The 21611-nt window shown below is 42.6% G+C and carries 19 protein-coding genes and 1 pseudogene; 14 read left to right on the top strand and 6 right to left on the bottom strand.

Translation table 11 applies throughout. The annotated features are described in order from the left end of the window. Nucleotides 1–220 precede the first annotated feature (220 nt). From rpmH to ABEB05_RS12385, 6 genes are all read left to right on the top strand, one after another. Entirely contained in the window at nt 221–376 is a 156-nt protein-coding gene (gene rpmH, locus ABEB05_RS12410; RefSeq protein WP_265790562.1) for a 50S ribosomal protein L34, read from the top strand. Then, a complete protein-coding gene (locus tag ABEB05_RS12405) occupies nt 357–779 on the top strand; it encodes a ribonuclease P protein component (protein ID WP_265790560.1) in 423 nt (140 codons plus the stop codon). The genes rpmH and ABEB05_RS12405 overlap by 20 nt, the downstream gene beginning before the upstream one ends. Before the next feature lie 7 nt (nt 780–786). After that, nucleotides 787–1020 (top strand): membrane protein insertion efficiency factor YidD, encoded by a 234-nt coding sequence (gene yidD / locus ABEB05_RS12400; RefSeq protein WP_265790558.1) that lies wholly within the window; start codon nt 787–789, stop codon nt 1018–1020. 14 nt (nt 1021–1034) lie between these two features. Next, on the top strand, nt 1035–2858 hold the full coding sequence (gene yidC / locus ABEB05_RS12395) for a membrane protein insertase YidC (protein WP_265790556.1): 1824 nt from the start codon (nt 1035–1037) through the stop codon (nt 2856–2858). A gap of 90 nt (nt 2859–2948) precedes the next feature. Beyond that, a complete protein-coding gene (locus tag ABEB05_RS12390) occupies nt 2949–3866 on the top strand; it encodes a type I restriction enzyme HsdR N-terminal domain-containing protein (RefSeq protein WP_265790555.1) in 918 nt (305 codons plus the stop codon). 80 nt (nt 3867–3946) lie between these two features. After that, nucleotides 3947–5275 carry an aminopeptidase P family protein gene (locus ABEB05_RS12385; RefSeq protein ID WP_265790553.1) on the top strand — a complete coding sequence of 443 codons (1329 nt, stop codon included), beginning with the start codon at nt 3947–3949 and terminating at the stop codon, nt 5273–5275. Between the two features lie 86 nt (nt 5276–5361). Here the strand turns inward: ABEB05_RS12385 and ABEB05_RS12380 are convergent, their stop codons facing one another. After that, nucleotides 5362–7005: a UDP-N-acetylmuramoyl-tripeptide--D-alanyl-D-alanine ligase gene (locus tag ABEB05_RS12380; protein ID WP_265790551.1), complete on the bottom strand. Its 1644-nt coding sequence runs from the start codon at nt 7003–7005 to the stop codon at nt 5362–5364. 120 nt (nt 7006–7125) lie between these two features. On the opposite strand from ABEB05_RS12380, the gene ABEB05_RS12375 reads away from it, so the two are divergent. Further along, nucleotides 7126–8133: a sugar phosphate nucleotidyltransferase gene (locus ABEB05_RS12375; protein WP_265790549.1), complete on the top strand. Its 1008-nt coding sequence runs from the start codon at nt 7126–7128 to the stop codon at nt 8131–8133. A gap of 150 nt (nt 8134–8283) precedes the next feature. Here the strand turns inward: ABEB05_RS12375 and ABEB05_RS12370 are convergent, their stop codons facing one another. Next, nucleotides 8284–9216, bottom strand: a complete 933-nt coding sequence (locus ABEB05_RS12370; protein ID WP_265790548.1) for a cation diffusion facilitator family transporter — start codon at nt 9214–9216, stop codon at nt 8284–8286. Between the two features lie 159 nt (nt 9217–9375). On the opposite strand from ABEB05_RS12370, the gene ABEB05_RS12365 reads away from it, so the two are divergent. Both ABEB05_RS12365 and ispE read left to right on the top strand, forming a co-directional pair. Beyond that, nucleotides 9376–10788 (top strand): CCA tRNA nucleotidyltransferase, encoded by a 1413-nt coding sequence (locus ABEB05_RS12365; RefSeq protein WP_265790546.1) that lies wholly within the window; start codon nt 9376–9378, stop codon nt 10786–10788. Between the two features lie 77 nt (nt 10789–10865). Beyond that, a complete protein-coding gene (ispE, locus tag ABEB05_RS12360; protein ID WP_265790544.1) occupies nt 10866–11729 on the top strand; it encodes a 4-(cytidine 5'-diphospho)-2-C-methyl-D-erythritol kinase in 864 nt (287 codons plus the stop codon). A 58-nt stretch (nt 11730–11787) separates the two neighbouring features. Here ispE and ABEB05_RS12355 read toward each other — a convergent pair whose 3' ends face one another. Continuing rightward, complete coding sequence (locus ABEB05_RS12355) at nt 11788–13317, bottom strand: Kelch repeat-containing protein (protein WP_265790542.1); 1530 nt, start codon at nt 13315–13317, stop codon at nt 11788–11790. A gap of 413 nt (nt 13318–13730) precedes the next feature. Here ABEB05_RS12355 and ABEB05_RS12350 point away from each other — a divergent pair, with 413 nt between their 5' ends. The 4 genes and pseudogenes from ABEB05_RS12350 to ABEB05_RS12335 all read left to right on the top strand — a co-directional run bounded on the left by ABEB05_RS12350 (nt 13731) and on the right by ABEB05_RS12335 (nt 18945). Beyond that, on the top strand, nt 13731–16190 hold the full coding sequence (locus tag ABEB05_RS12350; protein ID WP_265790541.1) for a glycogen/starch/alpha-glucan phosphorylase: 2460 nt from the start codon (nt 13731–13733) through the stop codon (nt 16188–16190). Between the two features lie 555 nt (nt 16191–16745). After that, nucleotides 16746–17306, top strand: a complete 561-nt coding sequence (locus tag ABEB05_RS12345) for a peroxidase-related enzyme (protein WP_265790540.1) — start codon at nt 16746–16748, stop codon at nt 17304–17306. Nucleotides 17307–17340: 34 nt separating this feature from the next. Further along, nucleotides 17341–17512, top strand: a pseudogene (locus ABEB05_RS12340) (flavodoxin family protein); the annotation flags it as partial. A gap of 113 nt (nt 17513–17625) precedes the next feature. Next, nucleotides 17626–18945: a rhodanese-like domain-containing protein gene (locus tag ABEB05_RS12335; RefSeq protein WP_265790538.1), complete on the top strand. Its 1320-nt coding sequence runs from the start codon at nt 17626–17628 to the stop codon at nt 18943–18945. A 180-nt stretch (nt 18946–19125) separates the two neighbouring features. On the opposite strand, the gene ABEB05_RS12330 is transcribed toward ABEB05_RS12335, so the two are convergent. After that, nucleotides 19126–19311 carry a hypothetical protein gene (locus ABEB05_RS12330; protein WP_265790537.1) on the bottom strand — a complete coding sequence of 62 codons (186 nt, stop codon included), beginning with the start codon at nt 19309–19311 and terminating at the stop codon, nt 19126–19128. Between the two features lie 83 nt (nt 19312–19394). Between ABEB05_RS12330 and ABEB05_RS12325 the strand changes: the two genes are divergently transcribed. Beyond that, complete coding sequence (locus ABEB05_RS12325; protein ID WP_265790536.1) at nt 19395–19829, top strand: MarR family winged helix-turn-helix transcriptional regulator; 435 nt, start codon at nt 19395–19397, stop codon at nt 19827–19829. A gap of 169 nt (nt 19830–19998) precedes the next feature. Here the strand turns inward: ABEB05_RS12325 and ABEB05_RS12320 are convergent, their stop codons facing one another. Beyond that, nucleotides 19999–20664 carry an alpha/beta hydrolase gene (locus ABEB05_RS12320; protein ID WP_265790535.1) on the bottom strand — a complete coding sequence of 222 codons (666 nt, stop codon included), beginning with the start codon at nt 20662–20664 and terminating at the stop codon, nt 19999–20001. Between the two features lie 10 nt (nt 20665–20674). Continuing rightward, entirely contained in the window at nt 20675–21607 is a 933-nt protein-coding gene (locus tag ABEB05_RS12315) for a ring-cleaving dioxygenase (protein WP_265790534.1), read from the bottom strand. Between the last annotated feature and the right edge of the window lie 4 nt (nt 21608–21611).

Below are 21611 nucleotides of genomic sequence, written 5' to 3'. Positions count from 1 at the left end.
TAAAGCGTATTACTTAATCTCTGTATTATATATGATTTACGAAAGTTACAGCTAACTTAGAGTCTGTTCAAATTAATTAAGGCTTAAAAGCCGGTTTTTTCTATCTTTTTACTAATCCTTTCATTTAATGTAACCAATAAATTATGGTTCTTATTGTCTAAATTTATTTTTAAATTGTGGGTCTATCTACGAATTGAAGTTTTCATAAACCGATTTACCCATGAAGCGTACATATCAACCAAGCAATCGGAAGCGTAAGAATAAGCATGGTTTCCGTAAACGGAAGAAAAGTAAGAACGGAAAAAAAGTACTGAAAAGTCGACGTAAGAAAGGACGACATCGTTTGACGATTAGTGATGAAAAAGGACCGAAGTAATCAATCTTCGACCTCAAACGGTGATTTAAGCTTACCAAGAAAAAAAATCCTGAGGGGCCGGAAGAACTTTCAGCGTCTTTTCGAAAAAGATGCTCATATAATTCGCGGACGTGTTTTGGCGTTGCGATATCAAATTATCAATAAAACTTCTTCCGGTTGCCTTATGGGTTTTATTGTAAAGAAAAGCTTAGGAAAAGCTCATAAACGAAATCGCATGAAACGGCTTCTCAGAGAGGCTTATCGTCGGCATCAGCATATAGTAACCGATTCTTTAAGTAATGTGCAAAGAACATTACATGGAGTATTGATGGCCCGGCAAATCGATGCCACCTATACCGATGTTGAGAGTGATGTGAAAAAAGTATTGACTCAACTTCGCGATCAACTTCCCACCATTTCCTAATATATCCATGAAATATCTTTTTATAGGATTTGTACGGTTTTATCAGCTGGTGATTTCTCCATGGATGCCCAATAGTTGTCGTTATCATCCTACATGTAGTTCGTATAGCATTGAAGCATTTCAAAAGCATGGGGCTTTGAAAGGTTTATGGCTCACCGTTAAGCGCATCAGCCGATGCCATCCCTGGGGGGATGAAGGTTATGACCCCGTACCCGAATCGAAAACAAAAACAAAAGTTTAGACTGAGGTTTTCTCTTGGATCGTAATACTGTAACTGGACTCATACTAATATTACTTGTAATGGTTGCATGGGCCTATTTTACCATGCCAACAGAAGAAGAATTGCGTCAACAGCAGGCAGAGCAAGCCCGTCAGGATAGTATTGCTGCTGTGCAGGAAGATAGTCAGCAGGCTCGCCAGCAGGCCAATGATAGTGCCCAGGTTGTGGAACAACAAGCTGATGATACTGGCAATGAGAGTCGCAGTCCGTCTTTAAGTGCAGAAGATGAGGATGAACAAGCAGAAATGGGGATGTTTTCTGAGGCCAGCGTGACGGATACATCAACGACCGTTGTAAATACGCCTCTTTATAGGGCGGTGTTTACGAATGTAGGTGGCGGACTTTCGCAAATGATTTTGAAGGATTACGAGAGCTGGGACCATCAGCCCCTTCGCATGATCGCTGATACTACAAGGTCAGCTTATTCCCTGGGCTTTCTAACGAGTGAAAACTATAATGTCGAAACGGATGAGCTGGTCTTTGAGCCCCTGACGGAAGCTGATTCTTTATCGATTGGGGAGGGAGACACCACAGAAGTAAAATATGCCTTAAATATTGATGACGAACGACGCATCATTTATACCTATGTACTGAATGGGGATTCACATCAATACGAGCTGAATGTTCAGTTTGTAGGATTAGAGCGTGACATAATTGGAGGAGCGGTTGATTTTGGATGGAAGCCCCGGCTTCGGTTTACTGAGAAAGATCCGAGTGCGGAAGCTGTCTATGCTTCAGCTTATGTCTATACTGGCGGTGAAATGGAACAGCTTAAGCTAAGCGAAGCAGGCCAAAGCGAGCAGAATTATAACGGTGATATTGACTGGGTAGCAACACGCACGAAATTCTTTTCTCAAATTATTAAAACAGATAACCCAACACAGGGAGCCCTGCTGTTGGGAGAGCAGACAGGTACTACTGAGCAACGAAGTACAAAACATCATTATCAGTCGTTTATTACTACCGATATTTCTGATCAGGGAACGGCATCATTCCAGATGTATACGGGTCCCATGGCATACCATGCCCTGAGGGATTATAGCAGTACTACCTATGACATGGTTGATACAGGATATAGTTGGCTGAGCTGGATTTCTGATCCGCTGGTTAAATATCTCATCATACCCTACTTTGGTTTTGTGGATCCATATATGAATGTGGGGTTGGCTATTATCCTGTTTGCTGTTTTGATTAAGCTGGTGCTCTACCCGCTTACGAAGAAAAGTTATAAGAGTATGGCTGCCATGAAGGAATTACAGCCCAAAATGCAGGAGATAAAGGAAAAGTATGCGGATGATCCCGAGAAGCAGCAGAAAGCAACTATGAAGTTGTACAAAGAGGAAGGCGTTAACCCACTTGGAGGATGCCTGCCGAATCTATTACAGCTCCCAATTTTGATTACCCTGTGGCGATTTTTCCAAAATTCTATTCTTATCCGGCAACAGGAATTTTTATGGGCAGAAGACCTTTCGGCTCCTGATTATATTCTAAGCCTGCCTTTTGAAATCCCTTTTCTGGGCGACCAACTGGCTGGATTTGTATTACTAATGACTGCCGCAATGATGGTTCAGAGTCAGCTTACCGGGGGTATGGGTCCCGGTGGCGGAGGCGGTGGTGCCGCTGGTGGACCAAATATGAAGGCCCTTCAATATATTTTCCCCTTCATGCTGCTGTTTATTTTCAACAATTTTGCAGCGGGACTTAGCCTCTATTATCTGATCTATAATGTTGTTTCCATTGGTCAGCAACTGCTTATTTACCGTCAAATTGACAAGGAAAAAGAGGCTGCCGCAGCATAACGTTCAGAGTATCTTCAAAAAAAGGCTCCAATTGATCGGAGCCTTTTTTATTGGTTTTCGCTTTAAGATGTATCGCTATATTAAAGCCCTATGGAAAGTATAGCCATTTCAACATATCCACAGGTGGTGTGGAGGGCGGGTAAAAAAATGCTCTGGAATACCATCCATCGGAAACCGTTAAAAAACCTCCCGGAAGAGCGGGTTCGGCTTCGTATTATTGAGTTTTTAATCCGAGCTGGTTGGTCAAAGCATCGCATTTCTACAGAAGAGTCCATTGGTAAGCTGGCGGGTACAGAAATGCGCACGGATATTATTTGTTATAGTCAGCAGTTTGAGCCCCGGATTTTGGTCGAATGTAAAGCTGAGTATGTTCCTATATCGGGAGATACCGCCCGGCAGGCGGCCCGGTATAATCAACATGTGGAAGCCCCTTACCTGCTGTTAACCAACGGTGTAACGGATTTTTGGTATCAGATGGGCGGACAAAAAGTGAAAAAACTCGGAACTCGTCCCTCCGGCTTACCAGAAAACTTATCACAATTCCAGAAAAATTTTGAATACTGGAGGGAACGGGGATTTGCCGGTGAAAAAGCTTCACCTGTTCTTCGTAAGTGGTTTATGAAAATGCTACCCGAAATATGGGATTCTCGTCATTATGCAGATATTCGGTATCTGTCATTCAACCAGGAACTAAGTGATCTTAATTTGAGCCATTACTATTATGTGCATTCGCTGGAAGAAGAACGCCGGTTGGCATTTTCCACTTTAACAACGGCTTATGGAGGTAGTCGAATGACGGCCATTCTGAATGAGCAAAATAAAAACAGAGCGGTATTGGAAATTAATCTTGACCTTCTTTTTGACGAAAGCAGTCGTAACACAACAGTATATTCAAATGGGGGGACTCATTTATTCGACCTGTCCGATTATTTTGACCTTGATACGTTTTTAAAGCCATCTGAACTCTCTGAGAAGCTATTGGAAGTTATTAAGGAATATGCGACATAAAAGTCTATGAATACAGTTTTATCCCCTCTGAATTTCTCGTAAGTTTCAGACTCATTTTTTCATAAAATTATTAGACTCTTATGCACCATCTACATCGCAAAAAATTATTTTCATTATTTGATGAGGAAACCGCCATTGTTTATGTGAAAGGCGCTGAATTAATGTACCGTTATGATACGGATTATGAGTTCGCCTTTCGGCAGGAGTCCAACTTTTGGTATCTGACCGGAGTAGATGAAGCTGATTTTCATCTTATTTTAGATCTTAATACCCAGGAATATCATCTGTTCGTTCCAAATCGTGATGCACAGTATGCTGTATGGCACGGAATTGTGAAGAGCAAAGAACAATATCAGTCGGAGTATGATCCTGACCATCTTCACTATGACAGTAAACTGCCCCAGGTATTAAAAGAGTTGGATGCTGAAAAAATTTATTGCCTGGATGAAGAACAGGCGGAATTTATTGAAGAGTTTGACCGTGAAGTGTCTATTGATTTAGAGGCTCTGCCAGATGCACTTACTCATTGTAGGGTGTTTAAGACCGATTGGGAACTTGACCAGCTGCGAGAAGCGGCACGGGTAAACAACATTGCACACCGCGGCGTTTTGGAAGCGTTAGAGCCCGGTAAATACGAATATGAAATGAAAGCCGTATTCGATTATCATCAGATTGGCAATGGTTTGATGCAGGATGCCTATAACGGTATTTTCGCTGCTGGAAAGAATAGTGCTATTTTACATTATGTGGAGAACAGCCGTAAAATAAAAGATGGGGACCTGTTTCTTATTGATGCCGGATATGAATGTAATGGTTATGCCTCTGATTTTACCCGTACCTATCCGGCGAGTGGTAAATTTAGTGCTGAGCAGGCTGAAATTTATGAAGCCGTACTGGAAGCTCAAAAGCAGGTGATTGAGGCAGCTGAACCTGATGTGAAGATGGAAGATCTGCATGTTTTATCTGCCCGGGTCATGATGCAGGGACTTAAGGATGCGAATATTGTTACTGGCAGCATTGATGATTTAATGGAGAACGATGTGTTTGCCCTGTTCTTTCCGCACGGTTTGGGCCATTTCCTTGGACTCGATACACATGATGTAGGCGGTTATCCTAAAGGTGTTGAGCGTATTGAGCGGCCCGGAATCAAATACTTGCGAATGCGCCGGACCCTTCAATCCAGCATGGTGCTAACCATTGAGCCCGGACTGTATTTTGTGCCGGCGCTTTTAAAACCTGCTCTGGAAGATGAAGAAATGTCCAAATTCTTGAATGCTTCAAAGCTTAAAAATATGATGGAATTTGGTGGGGTTCGCATTGAAGATAACCTCATTATTACAGACGATGGCTTTGAAAATATGACGGATGTCCCCAAAGAACGATCCGAAATAGAAAAGGAGATGGCTTAATAAAAGAACACCTACCTGCTTAAAAGTCTTTTTATCTTAGTGATAAGAAAGTATAAAAGAAGATTAGAGGCTTTGAGATAAGTTATCTATTCGTCAAAGCTGTCGGGCAGGTCATTTTCGTATAGGACAATGTCGTCGGCTTTGGCGTATTCCTGCATTAACTTATTGGCGGCGGAGAGGCTTTGGACAACCTGGACGTTCTCCATGTCAAAGCCGGTTGAACGTATTCCTTCCCGGATGGGGCGACTTTGCTTTTTCCCCACGAGGATAACCAGATCCAGTTTTGCTTCTCCTATCTGCTGGCCAAACTCGTAGTTTTTTTCTTCCTGAATTTCTCCCAGCTCAATCATGCCTGGAGTTATAATGATGCGCCGTCCATCCTCAAACTGAGCAAGAATTTCTATTGCATTTTTTGCTCCAACGGGATTGGAGTTAAAGGCATCGTCAATGACGGTAAGGCTGCCTTGGTGTTTTAATTCCAGTCGATGTTCAACGGGTTCCATGCGTTTGGCTGCCAAGGCCATGGTGGCCATCCGCATTCCAAATGAGCGGGCGACCCCAATAGCCAGCAGCATATTTTGTACATTATGAGCGCCGAGTAGCTTCATGCTAAAAGTCTCGGATTCCCTCCCTCCGGTAACAGTAAACTGCATGCCCCGCGTACTATATCGAATGTCAGATGCCTGTATGTCACCTTTTTTCAACCCTACGCGGATAATTTCTAAGTCATCACGGAGTTTAGCCATAGCCGAAACACGCTTATCATCGGCATTAAGAATTGCTTTACCGTTCTCTTTCGTACGTTTTACCACCGTAGATTTGGTACGTGCGATGGCATCCTGTGAGCCAAAAGTTTCCAGGTGGGCAATTCCCACATTTGTAACTACGGAAATATTGGGTTCTGCAATATTGCATAGCTCGTCAATATTACCTTCATAGCGGGCACCCATTTCCAGAACCAGTATCTGATGATGAGCCTCCAGATCGTTATTAATAACCTTGCAAATGCCCATTGGGGTATTATAACTGCCGGGTGTGGAGCAAACCGAAAAGCGTTCACTGAGCAGGTCGCGTATCATAAACTTCGTGCTTGTTTTGCCATAGCTACCGGTAATTGCAATAACCGTCAGATCAGGCATTTGCCGCAGTTTTTTCTTTGCCAGCTTAATAAAATGCCGGTGAATATAATTCTCGATCGGTCTGGTTAATAGTCCCGCCACAAAAATAAATAGTGGTAAAAGAGCATTGCCCAATACCCATCCAAAAGAGAGGATATAGATATCAGCGAGGAATAGTATATCCCGGTTGAGATATGCAAGATAAGAAGAAGCAACCGGCAGCATCAGGCCTAGAAGAGCAAAAGGGATAGTCAGGCGGATCATGCGGGGCGTAAATACCAAGGGTTTCTTTTCTTCCTGCCCCCTATAATAGTCAAATGACCAGAACCAGATAATTCCAAAAAGAGAAAGTATCACAATAGCGGTACTGCCGGTTACTGAGGTAGAGAGTAACAACAGTAAAACGGCAATCACTATATTATAGAGTATATGTTCAGGGGTAATAACCCGCTGGTTCCAATGGTCAAGCAGCCATTGCCAGAATTCATTGAACTTATAACCGTGTTGCTGAAAGATATGAAGGAAATAACGTCCCCGAAGTATGGTATGACGGGCCATGATTATGACAAAAAATATAATGAGACCGTCAAGTACGTTTAGATACCAGTTCAATAGAATGAAATTTAATTATAGGATTTTTAAAAGACGCAAAGTCGCTAATTTCAAGAACATCTGTTATATTAATGTCGCTAAAAGCAAGGAACAAACTTTCATCTAAATTCGCTCAAATATATGAAATTAATAATCCCAATGGCAGGACGTGGAACCAGAGTACGTCCGCATTCGCATACTGTACCCAAGCCGTTGTTACCGGTAGCTGGAAAAATGATCGTAGAACGTATTGTAGAGACGTTTGGACGCACTCTGGACCGTGATATTGACGAAATAGTATTTATACTGGGACCTGATTTTGGTCAAGAGATTAAGGATGCTTTAAAAGCGATGAGTGATCGGCAGGATGCAGAGGCTACATTCCGTGTGCAGGAACAAGCAGAAGGAACGGCACACGCCGTTTACTGTGCGAAAGAAGACCTGGAAGGAGAATGCATTATCGTCTTTGCCGATACCATATTTGATATGGAGGGTTCGGTTACTATTGGTGACGCCGATAGCGTTATCTGGCTTAAAAAAGTTGAAGATCCTTCCCGTTTTGGGGTAGCAGTCGAAAAGGACGGTCGTATTACAGATTTTGTGGAGAAGCCTGACGAACCTATTTCCAATCTGGCTATTATTGGCGTTTATTACTTTAAAAAGGCAGAGAAATTGCTGGATGAAATTCAGTACCTGCTTGATAATGATATTCGTGGTCATGGCAGGGAATTTCAATTGACAGATGCACTTGATCGTCTGCTCAAAAAGGATAATGTCTTTAAAAAAGCTACCGTGGATGAGTGGCTTGATTGTGGAACGTTGCCTTCCTGGCTAAATACTTCCGGTGTTATTGTAGAAAAAGAACACGAAGATATAGATGAAGATCGATTTGAAGGGACAAAAATTATTCCTCCGGTCTATATCGGGGATAATGTGGAGCTTGAAAACTGTATAATAGGTCCCAATGCCAGTATCGCAGAAGGGAGTATCCTAAAAAAATGCACCGTTAAAAACAGCTTGATACAAGAGCATGCCCGGCTGGAAGGTTGTAATATCGAACGCTCAACTATTGGGCGCCATGCCGAACTGGATAATGTGGACCAGGAAGTACATTTGGGGGACCACTCGAAGGTAGGCGTTGAAGTTTAAATTCTTAGTAAAAAGTAGATCGTGGAAAGTGTTTGGATCGGGATTTTTGAATGCAAGGTAATCAGATCCAGGTTTTGAGTTGTATTAATCTAACGAATCATTTTTCTTCAACTCGAACACTTTCTGCTTGATACTTTCGCATTCTGCTAGCTAAATAAAATCCTCCAGCGGACGTTTCTGGTCGGCGTCTTTAAGTGGATGGTGAACATCTTCGTGGCTGCCTTCCGGCTCCAGATGGATGGTTACAATAACGTCTCCCGACAAATTGTTGATCAACCTTTTTTCTAAGATAGTGGCATCATCATGAGCATCTTCAAGAGATACACCCTCTTTGAAGATGGCATGCAATTCTATCCAGGTGGTATTGCCTGTTGTGCGATGACGAAGGTTATGGACACTCATCATAGAGCCCGGGTGTTCTCGGGTAAGTATATCCCGAATTTTACGATCGGCTTTTGGATTGCGTGAATCCATAAGACCGTCTATGGAATACCGTAAGAGCTTGAATCCCTCGAACATGATATAAAATGCCAGTGCTCCGGCCACGAGTGAGTCGAGTAAAACAAAGTCGGTAAACCGGATTATCAAAAGAGTAACTACCGCACCGGCACTGGTCCAAACATCAGTGAGTGTATGCTTGCCATTACTGATTACGATCATATTGTTTTCGCGCTGTCCAACTTTCATCAGATAGCTTCCCAGTGCCAGATTTATGATACCCGCTCCTCCAATCAGGTAGATTCCGTTCATCAATTGTTGCAGGTCATAGCCATGCAGGTAATTATCTATCGATTGATAAATAATAGTGATGCCCGCTATGATAATAACGGCTCCTTCAATGCCTACAGATAAGAATTCCACGCGCTCATGTCCGTACAGATGTTTTTTATCTGCTGGTTTGGCGCTCAATAGCAGGCCGTAATAAACGAAGGCCACAGCAAGAAGATGAATAACCGATTCGGCCGCGTCTGACAGGGCCGTCGTAGATGAAGTGATCCAGAAACCGCTCAGTTTCAGGCAGAGCGAGATAAAAGAAACCAACAAGCTGATACGCAGGGCTGTTTTAGCAGAAGATGATTTCATTATCTATAAAAATGGCCTTCAAATGTTTTCTGAAAGATCTTGCAAAGAATACCTGAAAGCAAGTGTATTTGTTCTTATTTTTACGCTCATTTTGAAAGGCTATAAAGCAGCAATTAAACTATTGAGTGTTTTGTAGTATAAGGAAAAGATATAGATACAGTGCAGGACATTCCTCCTAAACATAAAGAAGTATTTGATATAATATCACAGGCCGGAGCGGCTGTTGATCAGAAGGTATATGTAGTAGGTGGCTATGTACGGGATTTTTACCTGAACCGTATAAAGAAGCCGGAAAACCTGGATATCGATTTTGTTACCGTGGGCTCGGGAATTGCCGTGGCTCGCAAGACGGCCGAACTACTGGGGACCGATCACCTTTCTGTATTTAAGCAGTTTGGTACCGCACATATTAGATATCAGAATATGGATTTGGAGTTTGTCGGTGCTCGCAAGGAAAGTTATCGGCGCAACTCCCGCAAGCCGATTGTTGAGGACGGTACACTTGAAGACGATCAGCTACGGCGCGACTTTACCATTAATGCCCTGTCTTGGTCGCTCAATGAAGAAAATTATGGAGAGCTCATTGATCCGTTCCAGGGAATACAGGATCTTAAGAAAGAATTGATACGTACACCGGTTGACCCATTAACAACTTTTGATGACGATCCGCTGCGTATGATGCGGGCTATTCGTTTTGCTACACAGCTACAATTTGATATTGAGGAGGATACATACAGTGGTATAAAGGAGATGGCCGATCGTATTGAGATTATTTCCAAGGAGCGCATCATTGAAGAACTGAACAAAATTGTAATGTCTTCCAAACCTTCTCTTGGTTTTGCGCATTTGTTTAAAACAGGCCTCTTGCAGCACTTCTTTCCCGAAATGGTAAGGCTACACGGTGTCAAGGAAGTCAATGGTGTTCGTCATAAGGATAACTTTTGGCATACGCTTAAAGTATTGGATAACGTAGCAGAAATGGAAGGAAGTTTGTGGCTGCGCTGGGCGGCCATCATGCACGATATAGCAAAGCCGGCCACCCAGAAATTTATAAAGGGGGTTGGCTGGACCTTCCATGGACACGATGCCTTGGGGGCAAAGTGGGTGAAACGTATTTTTCGCCGCTTAGGGCTTCCTCTGGATGAACGCATGCGGTATGTTCGAAAGCTGGTACGCCTGCATCTGCGTCCTATTGCGCTTGTTTCGGAGGAGGTGACCGATAGCGCTGTACGGAGACTTATTTACGAAGCTGGTGATGATATTGATGATCTGATGATGCTTTGCCGAGCCGATATCACCAGTAAAAATGATTACCGGGTGCAAAGATATAACGAGAATTTTGATTATGTAGAACAGAGGATTGAAGAGGTCGAGAAAAAAGACCGACTGCGCAAATGGAAGAATCCCATCAGCGGAGATGAGATCATGGAAACACTGGGACTGGAACCAGGGCCGGTAATCGGAGACATAAAAGATGCGATTAAGGAGGCTATCCTAGACGGTGAAATTCCCAATGAACACGATGCCGCTTTCGATTATATGCTTAAAATTAAAGATAAATATCTTAGTTAATCGTTATTGGGATTTTAAATTTTTGGCTGATTATGCCAATAACGAATAGCTATTAACAACTAACTAATCACCTATCCATGTGGATTGCTGAATCATATGCTAAAATAAATTTGGGTCTGCACGTGCTGGAACGGTTACCCACCGGCTATCATGAAATTGAAACCGGTTTCTGTTTTATCGAGTGGAGTGATCGCTTTGAGGTCAAGCAGGCGCCGGAAATGAAGTTGGAAATTAGTGATGAGGATATTCCCACTGACGATCGCAACTTAATTACAAAAGCAGTAGGAGTATTAGATCGTTATGTAGGATTAGAGCATAATTATCTGATTCGCGTTGATAAAAAAATACCGGTTGGCGCGGGGCTTGGGGGCGGAAGCAGTAATGCTGCCCTGACGCTTCGGATGCTTAATAAAATTGAGGATCTGGGATTAAGCGAAGATGAGATGATAGACCTGAGCCGTGATCTTGGAGCGGATATTCCCTTCTTTATCAAGGGAAAGACAGGCCTCGGCCGGGGCATAGGTCATGATATAAAGCCCCTGGATATCCAGCCCAATTATTGGATCGTTACCTGTTTTCCGAATGAACAGAGCAGTACGGCCGAGGCTTATCAGAACTGTATGTCTAATTCTGATCCGGAATTTGATCTGGAGAAGATACTAACTGAAATTCATATCGATGAATGGCAATATATGCTCAGTAATGATTTAGAGCAGGCAGTATTTCCACGTATCCACGTAGCGGGGAACCTGAAAGACCAGATGTATGAATTTGGGGCTCTTTATGCCTCAATGACAGGCAGCGGTTCGGCCGTATATGGAATATTTGAGCAGGATTTTGTAGCAACTAACGCCTATAAAGGATTTTTAGAACTTGACCTTCCCGCAAATATAACTCGTCCCGGCTTTTCTCCGGATTACGGTATTTATCGCAAGGGATAAATGCCGGACTATAAACAGGGTATCATTTAAAATAGTGTTCTGTTTTACTGAAAAAAGCCTAATTAATATCGGGGTTAATACCGTATAGCTTCTTCCTCCTGTCATTGGGATCGGTTTTATTAATGATAAGCTGCTCATCCAGATCCAGATGTTGCTGCATCTTGTTGTTTATTGATTTGATAATATCATTCCTCATACGTCGCCTGTAGTCGTAATTATTGACATCCGGCCACAAGAATTCTTCAATCTCGTGGGTTTGTTTAAAGGCATCGCTTCTCTGTAGAAAATGAATTAGCTTTTGTTCCGACTCATTCAGCCATTCATAGCGGTCTAAACTCTCGAGTACGGATTTCTTTTCTGTTTTAATGGTTGAATGAGATTGGTTTCTGATATAGATATAACCGATTACCAGTATTATAAATAGTAGTGTAATTGCAATAATAATCCACGTCCAGGTATTGGGTGCATTATTCTGGGGAATTATTGCATTTGAAACCCGATTTTCATCTAATGCATATATCCGAATTGGATAGGTTGAGGTATGCGAAAGGTAATCAAGGCCCACAAAAAGAAGTTTCCTGGAATTGTTATACAGAAAATTGACGGGCAAAAATTCTCTGCTTAGTCCGAAATTGAGCAGTATCGGTTCTGCAGCCTGACCGGTTTCTACATTTAGAGGTTTGAGGTATATAACATCTTTTGATTGATTTTTACGCCAGAAGGGAAGATACCAGTAATGGCTGTCAGTGCTGAAGGCTGTATTTGAAATTTGGTTTGTTTTACTGAACTGTATTAATTGTTGGGATTCGTAAAAATTTAAGTTTGGCCAGTTATAATTAGTAATTTGTTTCCAACGCTGCTTCTTGAAATCGAACGTCCAGTAATCGTATTTTAAGTTAATTTTCGTGTATTGATCATCCTGTCTACCCTTTTCCGGATGGTTGCCTCCCAGAAGAAAGAATTTATCATCATTAGGACTGTAAGCTACGGCTAGCGGTTTTCTTGGGGCCGGGAGATCGGACGAGGGCTGAATCGGCTGAATATTCCATTCACGTATCTTTTCATTGTAAAAGGTGATGATATTTTTCCAGTTCCAATAACCATATCCCCCAAATGCAAAGAGAGATCCGTTTTTATGAAAGAACGGAGCGTGCCCAAACTGATTCCTGTGATTATGTGAGTTATCGATGCGTTCGATTGAGTAATCAGATAGGGAAATATCGTACATTTCTCCCACGCCGTGCGACCATAACTGTAACTTTTGTTTAGGAGTGTTAAAGCCGAACTCATAATGCTCGATATCATCCGGACGGTTTTTTAACGAATCCAAAAACTGCCATTGTTTATTTTCTAAATTAAACCTCCATAAACCCGACTCTATAAATAGATATACCTGTTGCCTGAGAGTATCGATATCAGCATATAAGAATGAATTATGTTGATGTATGGGGCCTTCTGAATCAGATATGAGTGTTGGCTGAAGCTCCTGTCCTGACACGACAGGAGTATAGAATATACCAATCCATAAAAAAACAGCAATAAATACTGTTAGCAGGCTATATGTGCAGGTAGTTCTGAACAGGTTCATAAAAGTAGTAGTAAATCAGTATTTGGATACGTACTATCTAAGTGTTGGCAAGTTGGCGGTATATTATTCAGAAGCCTCAGTGCAAATTATTCTTTTTTATAAATAACGGTAAAATAGTTTCATATTAAAGCATTAATTACGTAGGTAATGCTTCAGGGCTCAGTTATTTTTTATTATATGGGACATCGGGGATACGAGTACTGAATAACGGCGCTAATAATAACTGACTGTCTATTAAGAGGGATGTTTTGGGCGTATTTATCTTTTGTACTGAGTGACAAGTATATCCATATAATATGATATATTTGTCGTCCTCAACTTTTTTGTGTTTGTCCTATCTTTCTGTTTTTAATTCTCCTTTTTTCATCATTAATTACCCCTTCAATGAATTAGCAACCAGCAATAAGAATTTTATGCCTACAGATCAACGGCAAGCTTTAAATCCCCGAACCGGAATGGATGTTGATTCTTTCCGTGAGGATATTCGCCAGCACCTCCATTATACTCTGGCCAAGGATCAATACTCCTCCACTGAATGGGACAAATATAAAAGTGTGGTACTTGCGGTTATGGACCGCCTGCACGATCGGTGGATAGACACTCAGCAGCAATACTACGATCAACAGTCCAAGCGGGTATACTACCTGTCCATGGAGTACCTTATCGGACGGTTAATGGACAACATGCTTATTAATTTGGGCCTGCAAGATGTTGCGGCCGAAGCTATTGAAGAGGTAGGCTTCGACTATGATGAAGTGCGCGAAGCCGAAATCGATGCCGGTCTCGGTAACGGCGGACTGGGTCGTCTGGCGGCTTGTTTTCTGGATTCTATGGCCACACTTGGAGTGCCGGCTATTGGATACGGTATCCGTTACGACTATGGCATTTTTGACCAGGATATTAAAGATGGCTGGCAAATTGAAAAGCCCGATATGTGGCTGCAGTATGGCTATCCCTGGGGAGTAGAACGACCCCAAAAAAGTTATAAAGTTCCTTTCTATGGAAGAGTGAAAGCAACGGAAGATAAAGGCGGCCGATTGCATTTTGACTGGGTAGATACGCACAATGTGACAGCCGTTGCCTATGATACGCCCGTCCCGGGATTTCAGAATGATGTGGTAAATAATCTAAGACTGTGGAAAGCTTCTTCAGATGAGGGGTTTGATCTGAAGAGTTTTAATCAGGGGGAATATATTGAGGCGGTGCGCAGTAATCTGCTGGAAGAAAATATTTCGCGCGTACTTTATCCTAATGATAAGGTATTCAAAGGGCAGGAACTACGACTGAAACAGGAGTTCTTTTTAGTTTCCGCCTCTCTGCAGGACGCCATGGCCCGATTTAAGAAGAAATTCGATGATTTTCGTAAGATACCACAGCAGATGGCTGTGCAGTGTAATGATACGCACCCCAATCTGGCAATTCCAGAGATGATGCGTATGCTCATGGACGAGGAGGAGTTAAAGTGGGATACAGCCTGGGATATTGTAACCAAAACAATGAATTACACCAACCATACGCTGATGCCTGAGGCACTGGAACAGTGGCCTATCTCTCTGATGTCGGATCTTCTGCCCCGCCATACGCAAATTATACGGGAAATTGACCGACGCTTTTTGAATACTGTCCACATGACGAATGGGGATTCGAACCGGAAAGATCGCATGCGGATCATCAGTAATGAAATGAATCCCCGAATACGGATGGGCAATCTTGGTATTGTTGGAGCAAAAAAAGTAAACGGTGTATCAGAGCTGCACAGTGATTTGATGAAAAAGACCATTTTCAAAGATTTTGCTAAACACTTTCCAGAGAAATTCACCAACGTTACAAATGGTATTACTCCTCGCCGATGGTTGCGGCAATGCAACCGTGATCTGGCCGATCTTATATCCGATCGTATTGGAAAAGATTGGGTAACACACTTAGATCAGCTTAAAGAAGTAGAGCAATTTGCTGAGGATGCTGATTTCCAGGAAACCTTTAAAGAGATTAAGTACCGCAATAAAAAACGGCTGGCTGATCATATCGAAAGGACGAGTGGAAATGTGGTAAATCCGAACTCTATCTTTGATATACAAATTAAGCGTATTCACGAGTATAAACGTCAGTTGATGGCTGTAATGCATGCTATCGTACTTTATAACCGATTGAGGGAGAATCCCAATGCCGATATTGAACCTCGAACACTTTTGTTTGCTGGTAAAGCGGCCCCGGGCTATACGATGGCAAAACTGCATATTAAATTGATAAATAATGTAGCAGAAATCATTAATAACGATCCGGATGTTTCATCAAAGCTAAAGGTGCTCTTTTTGCCTGATTATAGTGTGTCATTAGCAGAGAAAATGATTCCTGCAGCTGATCTTTCCGAACAGATATCAACAGCGGGTATGGAGGCTTCGGGCACGGGAAATATGAAATTTGCACTGAACGGAGCGCTCACTATCGGTACGCTGGATGGCGCCAATGTAGAGATCCGCGAGCAGGTTGGAGAGGATAATATTTTTATCTTTGGTCAGACGGTAGATGAAATTGAAGAGAACCGAGACAGCGGTTATAGTCCCCGTAAACTTTATGAGGAAGATGAAGAACTAAAGCAGGTTATTGATCAAATACATGAAGGATATTTTAGTCCTTCCGAGCCCGACCTTTTTCACCCAATAACCAAAGCATTGCTCAGTGACGGGGATTATTTTATGGTGCTGGGCGATTTCCGCAGCTATGTGGATAAGCAGGAAGAGGTGGAAGCCTGCTATAAAGATGAATTCGAATGGAATAGAAAGGCCATTATAAATGTGGCCAATATGGGACACTTCTCCTCCGATCGTTCTATTCGCGATTATTGCGAGCGAATTTGGGATGTTGAAGTGTAAAAATATAAAAGGGTTGACTCCTTCTATAGTCAACCCCTTATTATGATTTTATAATCTGTTTAGGATTATTTAAAACTCAAGCTTTTCTGCCTCAAAAGCCTCATTAACCGGGGTGTCAGTAATATGATTTGTATAGTTGCTGATGGTTTTCAAGGCGATGATGAGATTTATTTCCAAAGCTTGGCGCTTCTTGTATCCGGTATTCAGGGGCGCCTTGATTGATATTTAGTCACATATCATTAAAATTAGTCTGCAGATTTATCTCTTCCTTTTTGTTGAAGTAAGTTTTTTGCACTTATAGCCTATTGAATTCCTTTCCCAGCTATTCTCAAGGCCTCTTCGGATTCATATTTCTATACCCAATTATTTGTACCAAATATAACTATCCGTTGAAAGCATAGACTTTATGTAGATCGGCATTCTTATGAGGACAGTTTAGAAACAAGAAAAGTCTCATCTTGAATGAGCGTGAAACTATTGTTAAATATATTAGGTAAGATAACCATAGTGTTAAACGTCAAAAAAATGATTTATTAAACTACAAATCTATCTGGGATGGCATTTATCGACATTATTGAACCTGAAGAAGCCACTGGTAATCTCAAAGAAATTTATAAAGAGTTAGAAGAAAAGCGGGGGAAACTGGCACGGATTCACAAAATACAAAGCCTGAATCCCGATACCATCGTAAAGCATATAGATTTGTATATGTCTATTATGTTCAGCAAGTCGCCATTGAGTAGAGCCCAGCGAGAGATGATAGCGGTCGTGGTTTCCGCTGTGAACGATTGTGAATACTGTCAGCTTCATCATGGAGAAGCTCTCAATCACTACTGGAAAGATCGCAAACGTGTTGAGCAATTGAGAGCAAACTACAATAAGGTAGATCTAAATAATGTAGATAAGCGACTATGCCAGTTGGCAAAAGATTTGACGCTAAATCCGAATAGCATTGACGAAAGAAAATATATCACACCACTCAAAAATACAGGTTTATCCGACCGGGGTATTTTGGATGCAGTGTTGGTGATTAGCTACTTCAATTTTGTAAACCGGTTGGTACTTGGTTTGGGCGTGAAAGCCGATGAAAAGGAAGTGCAGGGATATAAGTATTAATATTTCTAACGGAAAAGAGATTACATCTATACCTGGTTTTGACAATGAGTTTACTCAGCGCAATACCACCTTTATGACTTGGAACCTCATGCATATGGCACACATGCTCGACCAAACGGGTGGTATTCCTGCGCACGGAAATAAATCAGCGGTTCGAGTGGAAGGCCGGCTGCCGTTTAGATCATCCCAATCCTGAACACCGGTAGTACCCAAAAATTGCAAAATCAACATAGCATATTCTGTGTCATCCCGGCCTCCGCCCCGATATCTTGTGGAATCTGCAAACGCTAACTTTATCATTTGGCATCAAAAAAATAACATGAATACCCTATCTACTCAAGAAATTATTTCAAAGCTTGAAGAAACCAGTATCATCCTAATCGATGTTCGTCCCATTGCCGCTTATAATGGATGGGCCCTGCAAAACGAGCAGCGGGGCGGACATATCCCCGGTGCAAAAAGTATCCCCCTGCAGTGGACCCAGTATATGGATTGGGTGGAAGTGCTGGAAGAAAAAAATATTAATAAAGAAAAGGCGGTTGTGGTGTACGGGTATGATGAGGAGCAAAGCGCCGGGATGGCTAAAAGATTGATTGACCTTGGGTATTCAGATGTTGGAGTCTATAATACCTTTATCGAAGAGTGGGTCGGTAACCCCGACCTACCCTTGGATCAGTTACCTCGATTCAAGCACTTGGTGTATCCTGAATGGGTAAAAATGCTCATTGACAAACAAAAACCTCTCCATTACACTAATGGTGATTACGTTCTTTGTCACTCCCATTACGATCATATAGCGGATTACCATAAAGGACATATTCCGGGAGCTATTCCCATGGATACCAACAGCCTGGAGTCACCGGAAACATGGAATCGACGTTCTCCCGAAGAACTTCGGGAAACGTTGCTAAAGCTTGGGATTCGCCATGATACCACGGTTGTAATCTACGGACGTTTTTCATCGCCGGTTTATAATGAGGAGAAATTTCCCGGAAAAAGTGCAGGACACCTGGGAGCGCTTCGCTGCGCAGCTATTATGCTATATGCCGGTGTCGAAGACATTCGAATACTCAATGGCGGTATTACCAGCTGGGAAACCGAAGGTTTTGATTTGACAACTGATGAGTATAAACCGACCCCCGTTGAGGATTTTGGGAAGGAGATTCCTGTCCATCCGGAATACATGATTGATATGCCAGAGGCAAAGCAGTTATTGGCATCGGATAAAGGCGAACTGGTGAGTATCAGAAGCTGGGAGGAGTTTATCGGTAATCGCAGCGGCTATCATTATATTGAAAAAAAAGGACGAATACCCGGCGCTATTTTTGGCAACTGTGGGAGTGATGCCTATCATATGGAAAATTATCGTAACTTTGATCATACAATGCGCGAATACCAGGAAGTTGCCTCGGCCTGGGAAGAGGGCGGGATTACTCCTGATAAACATGTTGCTTTTTATTGCGGTACGGGCTGGCGGGGGAGTGAAGCTTTTATGAACGCCTGGCTGATGGGGTGGCCCAATGTATCGGTTTACGACGGCGGCTGGTATGAATGGTGCAATGATCCGGAAAATCTTATCAAGGCTGGTGTTCCTGAAAAGCAAGTCTCAACCACTAATTCTACAACAGTAAACCTATGAGAAGATGGAAATCACACTAAAAGGGTGTAAAACATTATTTTTTATACACTATTACTTAATTAAATAACCTGCGACGTAGAGCAAAAGTAGATAATATAATAACCAATCAGCTAAACCTCATCTGCAGGAGTGTTGGTTATTCCACCTATTTTGTTTTTTGTATAGTGAGGTATTTCTGATCTAATGATTTGTTAACTCTAATTGGATAATAATCCCTAATAGATGCTCTTCTTCATAGCGGGCGTCTAAAAAGTTTTCTAATTTTTCTGATTCTCTGCCCCGATTTACAACTATGCTCTGGGTAAAATTGCTCAAAGCGGCCAGCTTGGGATTCGGTATATTGTCATCGTTTCGAATCGCTCCCATGATTTCTTACAAGTATTGTAATAGTTTCTAAATAGATAATATTTGATTAAGTTATAATTGCATGTTCAAACAAATAATGGTTTATGGCAGATGAACGCGATTTAGATCTCTCACAAAACCTTTTTTTCTTGGCGGGCGCTTTATCCCGGGAATTATCTTACCAGGCGGATGAAGCTTTTGCATCGGTGGGCCTATCTTCCTCCCATGCTCTTCTCCTGCTGCTTATCCACAGGGATCCCGGAGTGCAACCCGGAGCCTTGGCCAATAAGTTGCATCTGAAGCCCTCCACTATAACGCGATTGGTGCAGAAGCTGGAGCGACGCGAACTGGTGGAAAAGGAATCGCAGGGCAGAGCTACGGCAATCAGCTGTACGGGTAAGGGAATCCGGATGGCGGAAAGAATAAGCGAGCAATGGCAGGAGCTGTTACAAGGTAAGCAGGAAGAGCTGGGAGAACGTTATGTATCGGTGCTTTCTGAAATGATTTCCAAAGCACTGGATACCATGGAAAATAGTTAAGAATTTATTTTCATTAGATCAAAAGTGGTATCCGATATTAATATTAAGTCGGGTGTTAATCCTTAGATCTGATACCCCTGCTCCCAATCCCTGTCCACAATTAGCAGTCAGTCATGGTTGATTTTTGCCGGAAGCGATACCGAAACTAGCCCGATATGATTCAGGGTATTTAAATATTATTCAGAATAATATTAACATGGGCTATTTCATCCTGATTAACCGTATGTCCCATTCCTTTATAAATCTGTTTGTTGACATCTGCTTCCAGCTGAAGAAAAACATTCTCGGTCTGATCAACACGCTCCTGTGGAATATGGGGATCGCGATCACTGCAGCCTAAGAAAATCGGCGTTTGCTGCAGGGAACCACTGTAGTTTGCAGGATCAATGGATTCACCTATAAGTCCGCCGCTAAGTCCGACCACTCCGCCGTATCTCTGTGGATGTCGGGCGGCAAATTCGGTAGCCAGGCATGCGCCTTGCGAGAAGCCCAGCAAAACGATAGTGTTGGTTGGAATGCCGGCTTCATTAAGTTCATTTATTTGATCATGGATGGCCTGTAACCCGCTTGAAATGCCCGGTTGATTCATTTCTTTGGGAGCCAGAAAGGAGCGGGGATACCAAGTATGTCTTTTGGCCTGCAGTGCCCGAAAATGGATATCATTTCGTTTAAATTCCCTGGCAAGCGGAAGCATGCTCTGGGGAGTGGCGCCGCGACCATGAATCAGAATCATGGCAAGTTTAGCCTCCTCAATTTCGGTTCCGGCAGTTATAATTTCTTGCTGTTGATGCGGACCACTAAATGGATTTTCAGGATCTACTCGGAATAGTGACATAGAGTTAATCTTAGGTTTTAATTTCAGGCAAAGCCGCCTCGATTTGCTCACGCTTGGATTCGTGCCAGGGAGTAAGCTCCAGTTTTTCGGCCTGATCTTCAGCGGGATCCGAATTTACAAAATAGCCCGGTCCGTGCGTCGCCATCTCAAACAGAACGCCGCCGGGTGTCTGGAAATAAACAGATTTAAAGAAATGCCGGTCAATAATTTCAGTAGGACGAAGTCCCAGTTGCAGTACTTTATGTCGCAAGTTCTGGAGGTCATCATTGTCTTCGGTTTGGAAAGCTACATGATGAACAATGCCGGCTCCGTTTTGTCCCTGGCGACTCGGCACTTTTTCTATGATAAGTGAGTGGCCAAGCTCACTTTGTGTTTGATAAAGGGTAGCATTGCCTTCGGAGGACTGTTTCTCAAAACCCAGGATAGAAGTAACGATGTGTTCTGTGTCCTCAACCACGTCAAGCTTTAGCGTGTTACTCCAGAATCCCTGTATCTGATGTTCGGAAGGTACCGCAGATTTATACCAGCCGGGGAGATCATTTTTGCGATCTTCAAAGACCAGATGCAATTGAAGTCCATCGGGATCTTCAAACGAAAGCAGCTTTTTGCCAAATCGCTGATGGGGTCCACTGTAGGTAATGTTTTGATCAGTTAATCGTTGCTTCCAATAGTCGAGGGATGATTCCGGTACAGCTAGGGAAACGGCGGTAGCCTCTCCGGATCCAGACTGTCCTTTTCGGGCGTTTGGCCACGGAAAGAAGGTTAGGCTTGAGCCGGGACTGCCTTCCGCGTTGGCATAAAACAGGTGGTATTTAGTAGGGTCATCCTGGTTAACGGTTTTTTTGACCATGCGCATACCCAGCTTTTTAACATAGAAATCGTAGTTATCCTGGGGATCGCTGGCAATGACCGATATATGATGGAGTCCTCTGTGTTTTGACATATGT

This window comes from Fodinibius salicampi, assembly GCF_039545095.1.
Lineage (GTDB): Bacteria > Bacteroidota > Rhodothermia > Balneolales > Balneolaceae > Fodinibius > Fodinibius salicampi.
The sequence above is the reverse complement of the archived record's forward strand: the minus strand, read 5'-3'. Positions and strand labels throughout refer to the sequence as shown.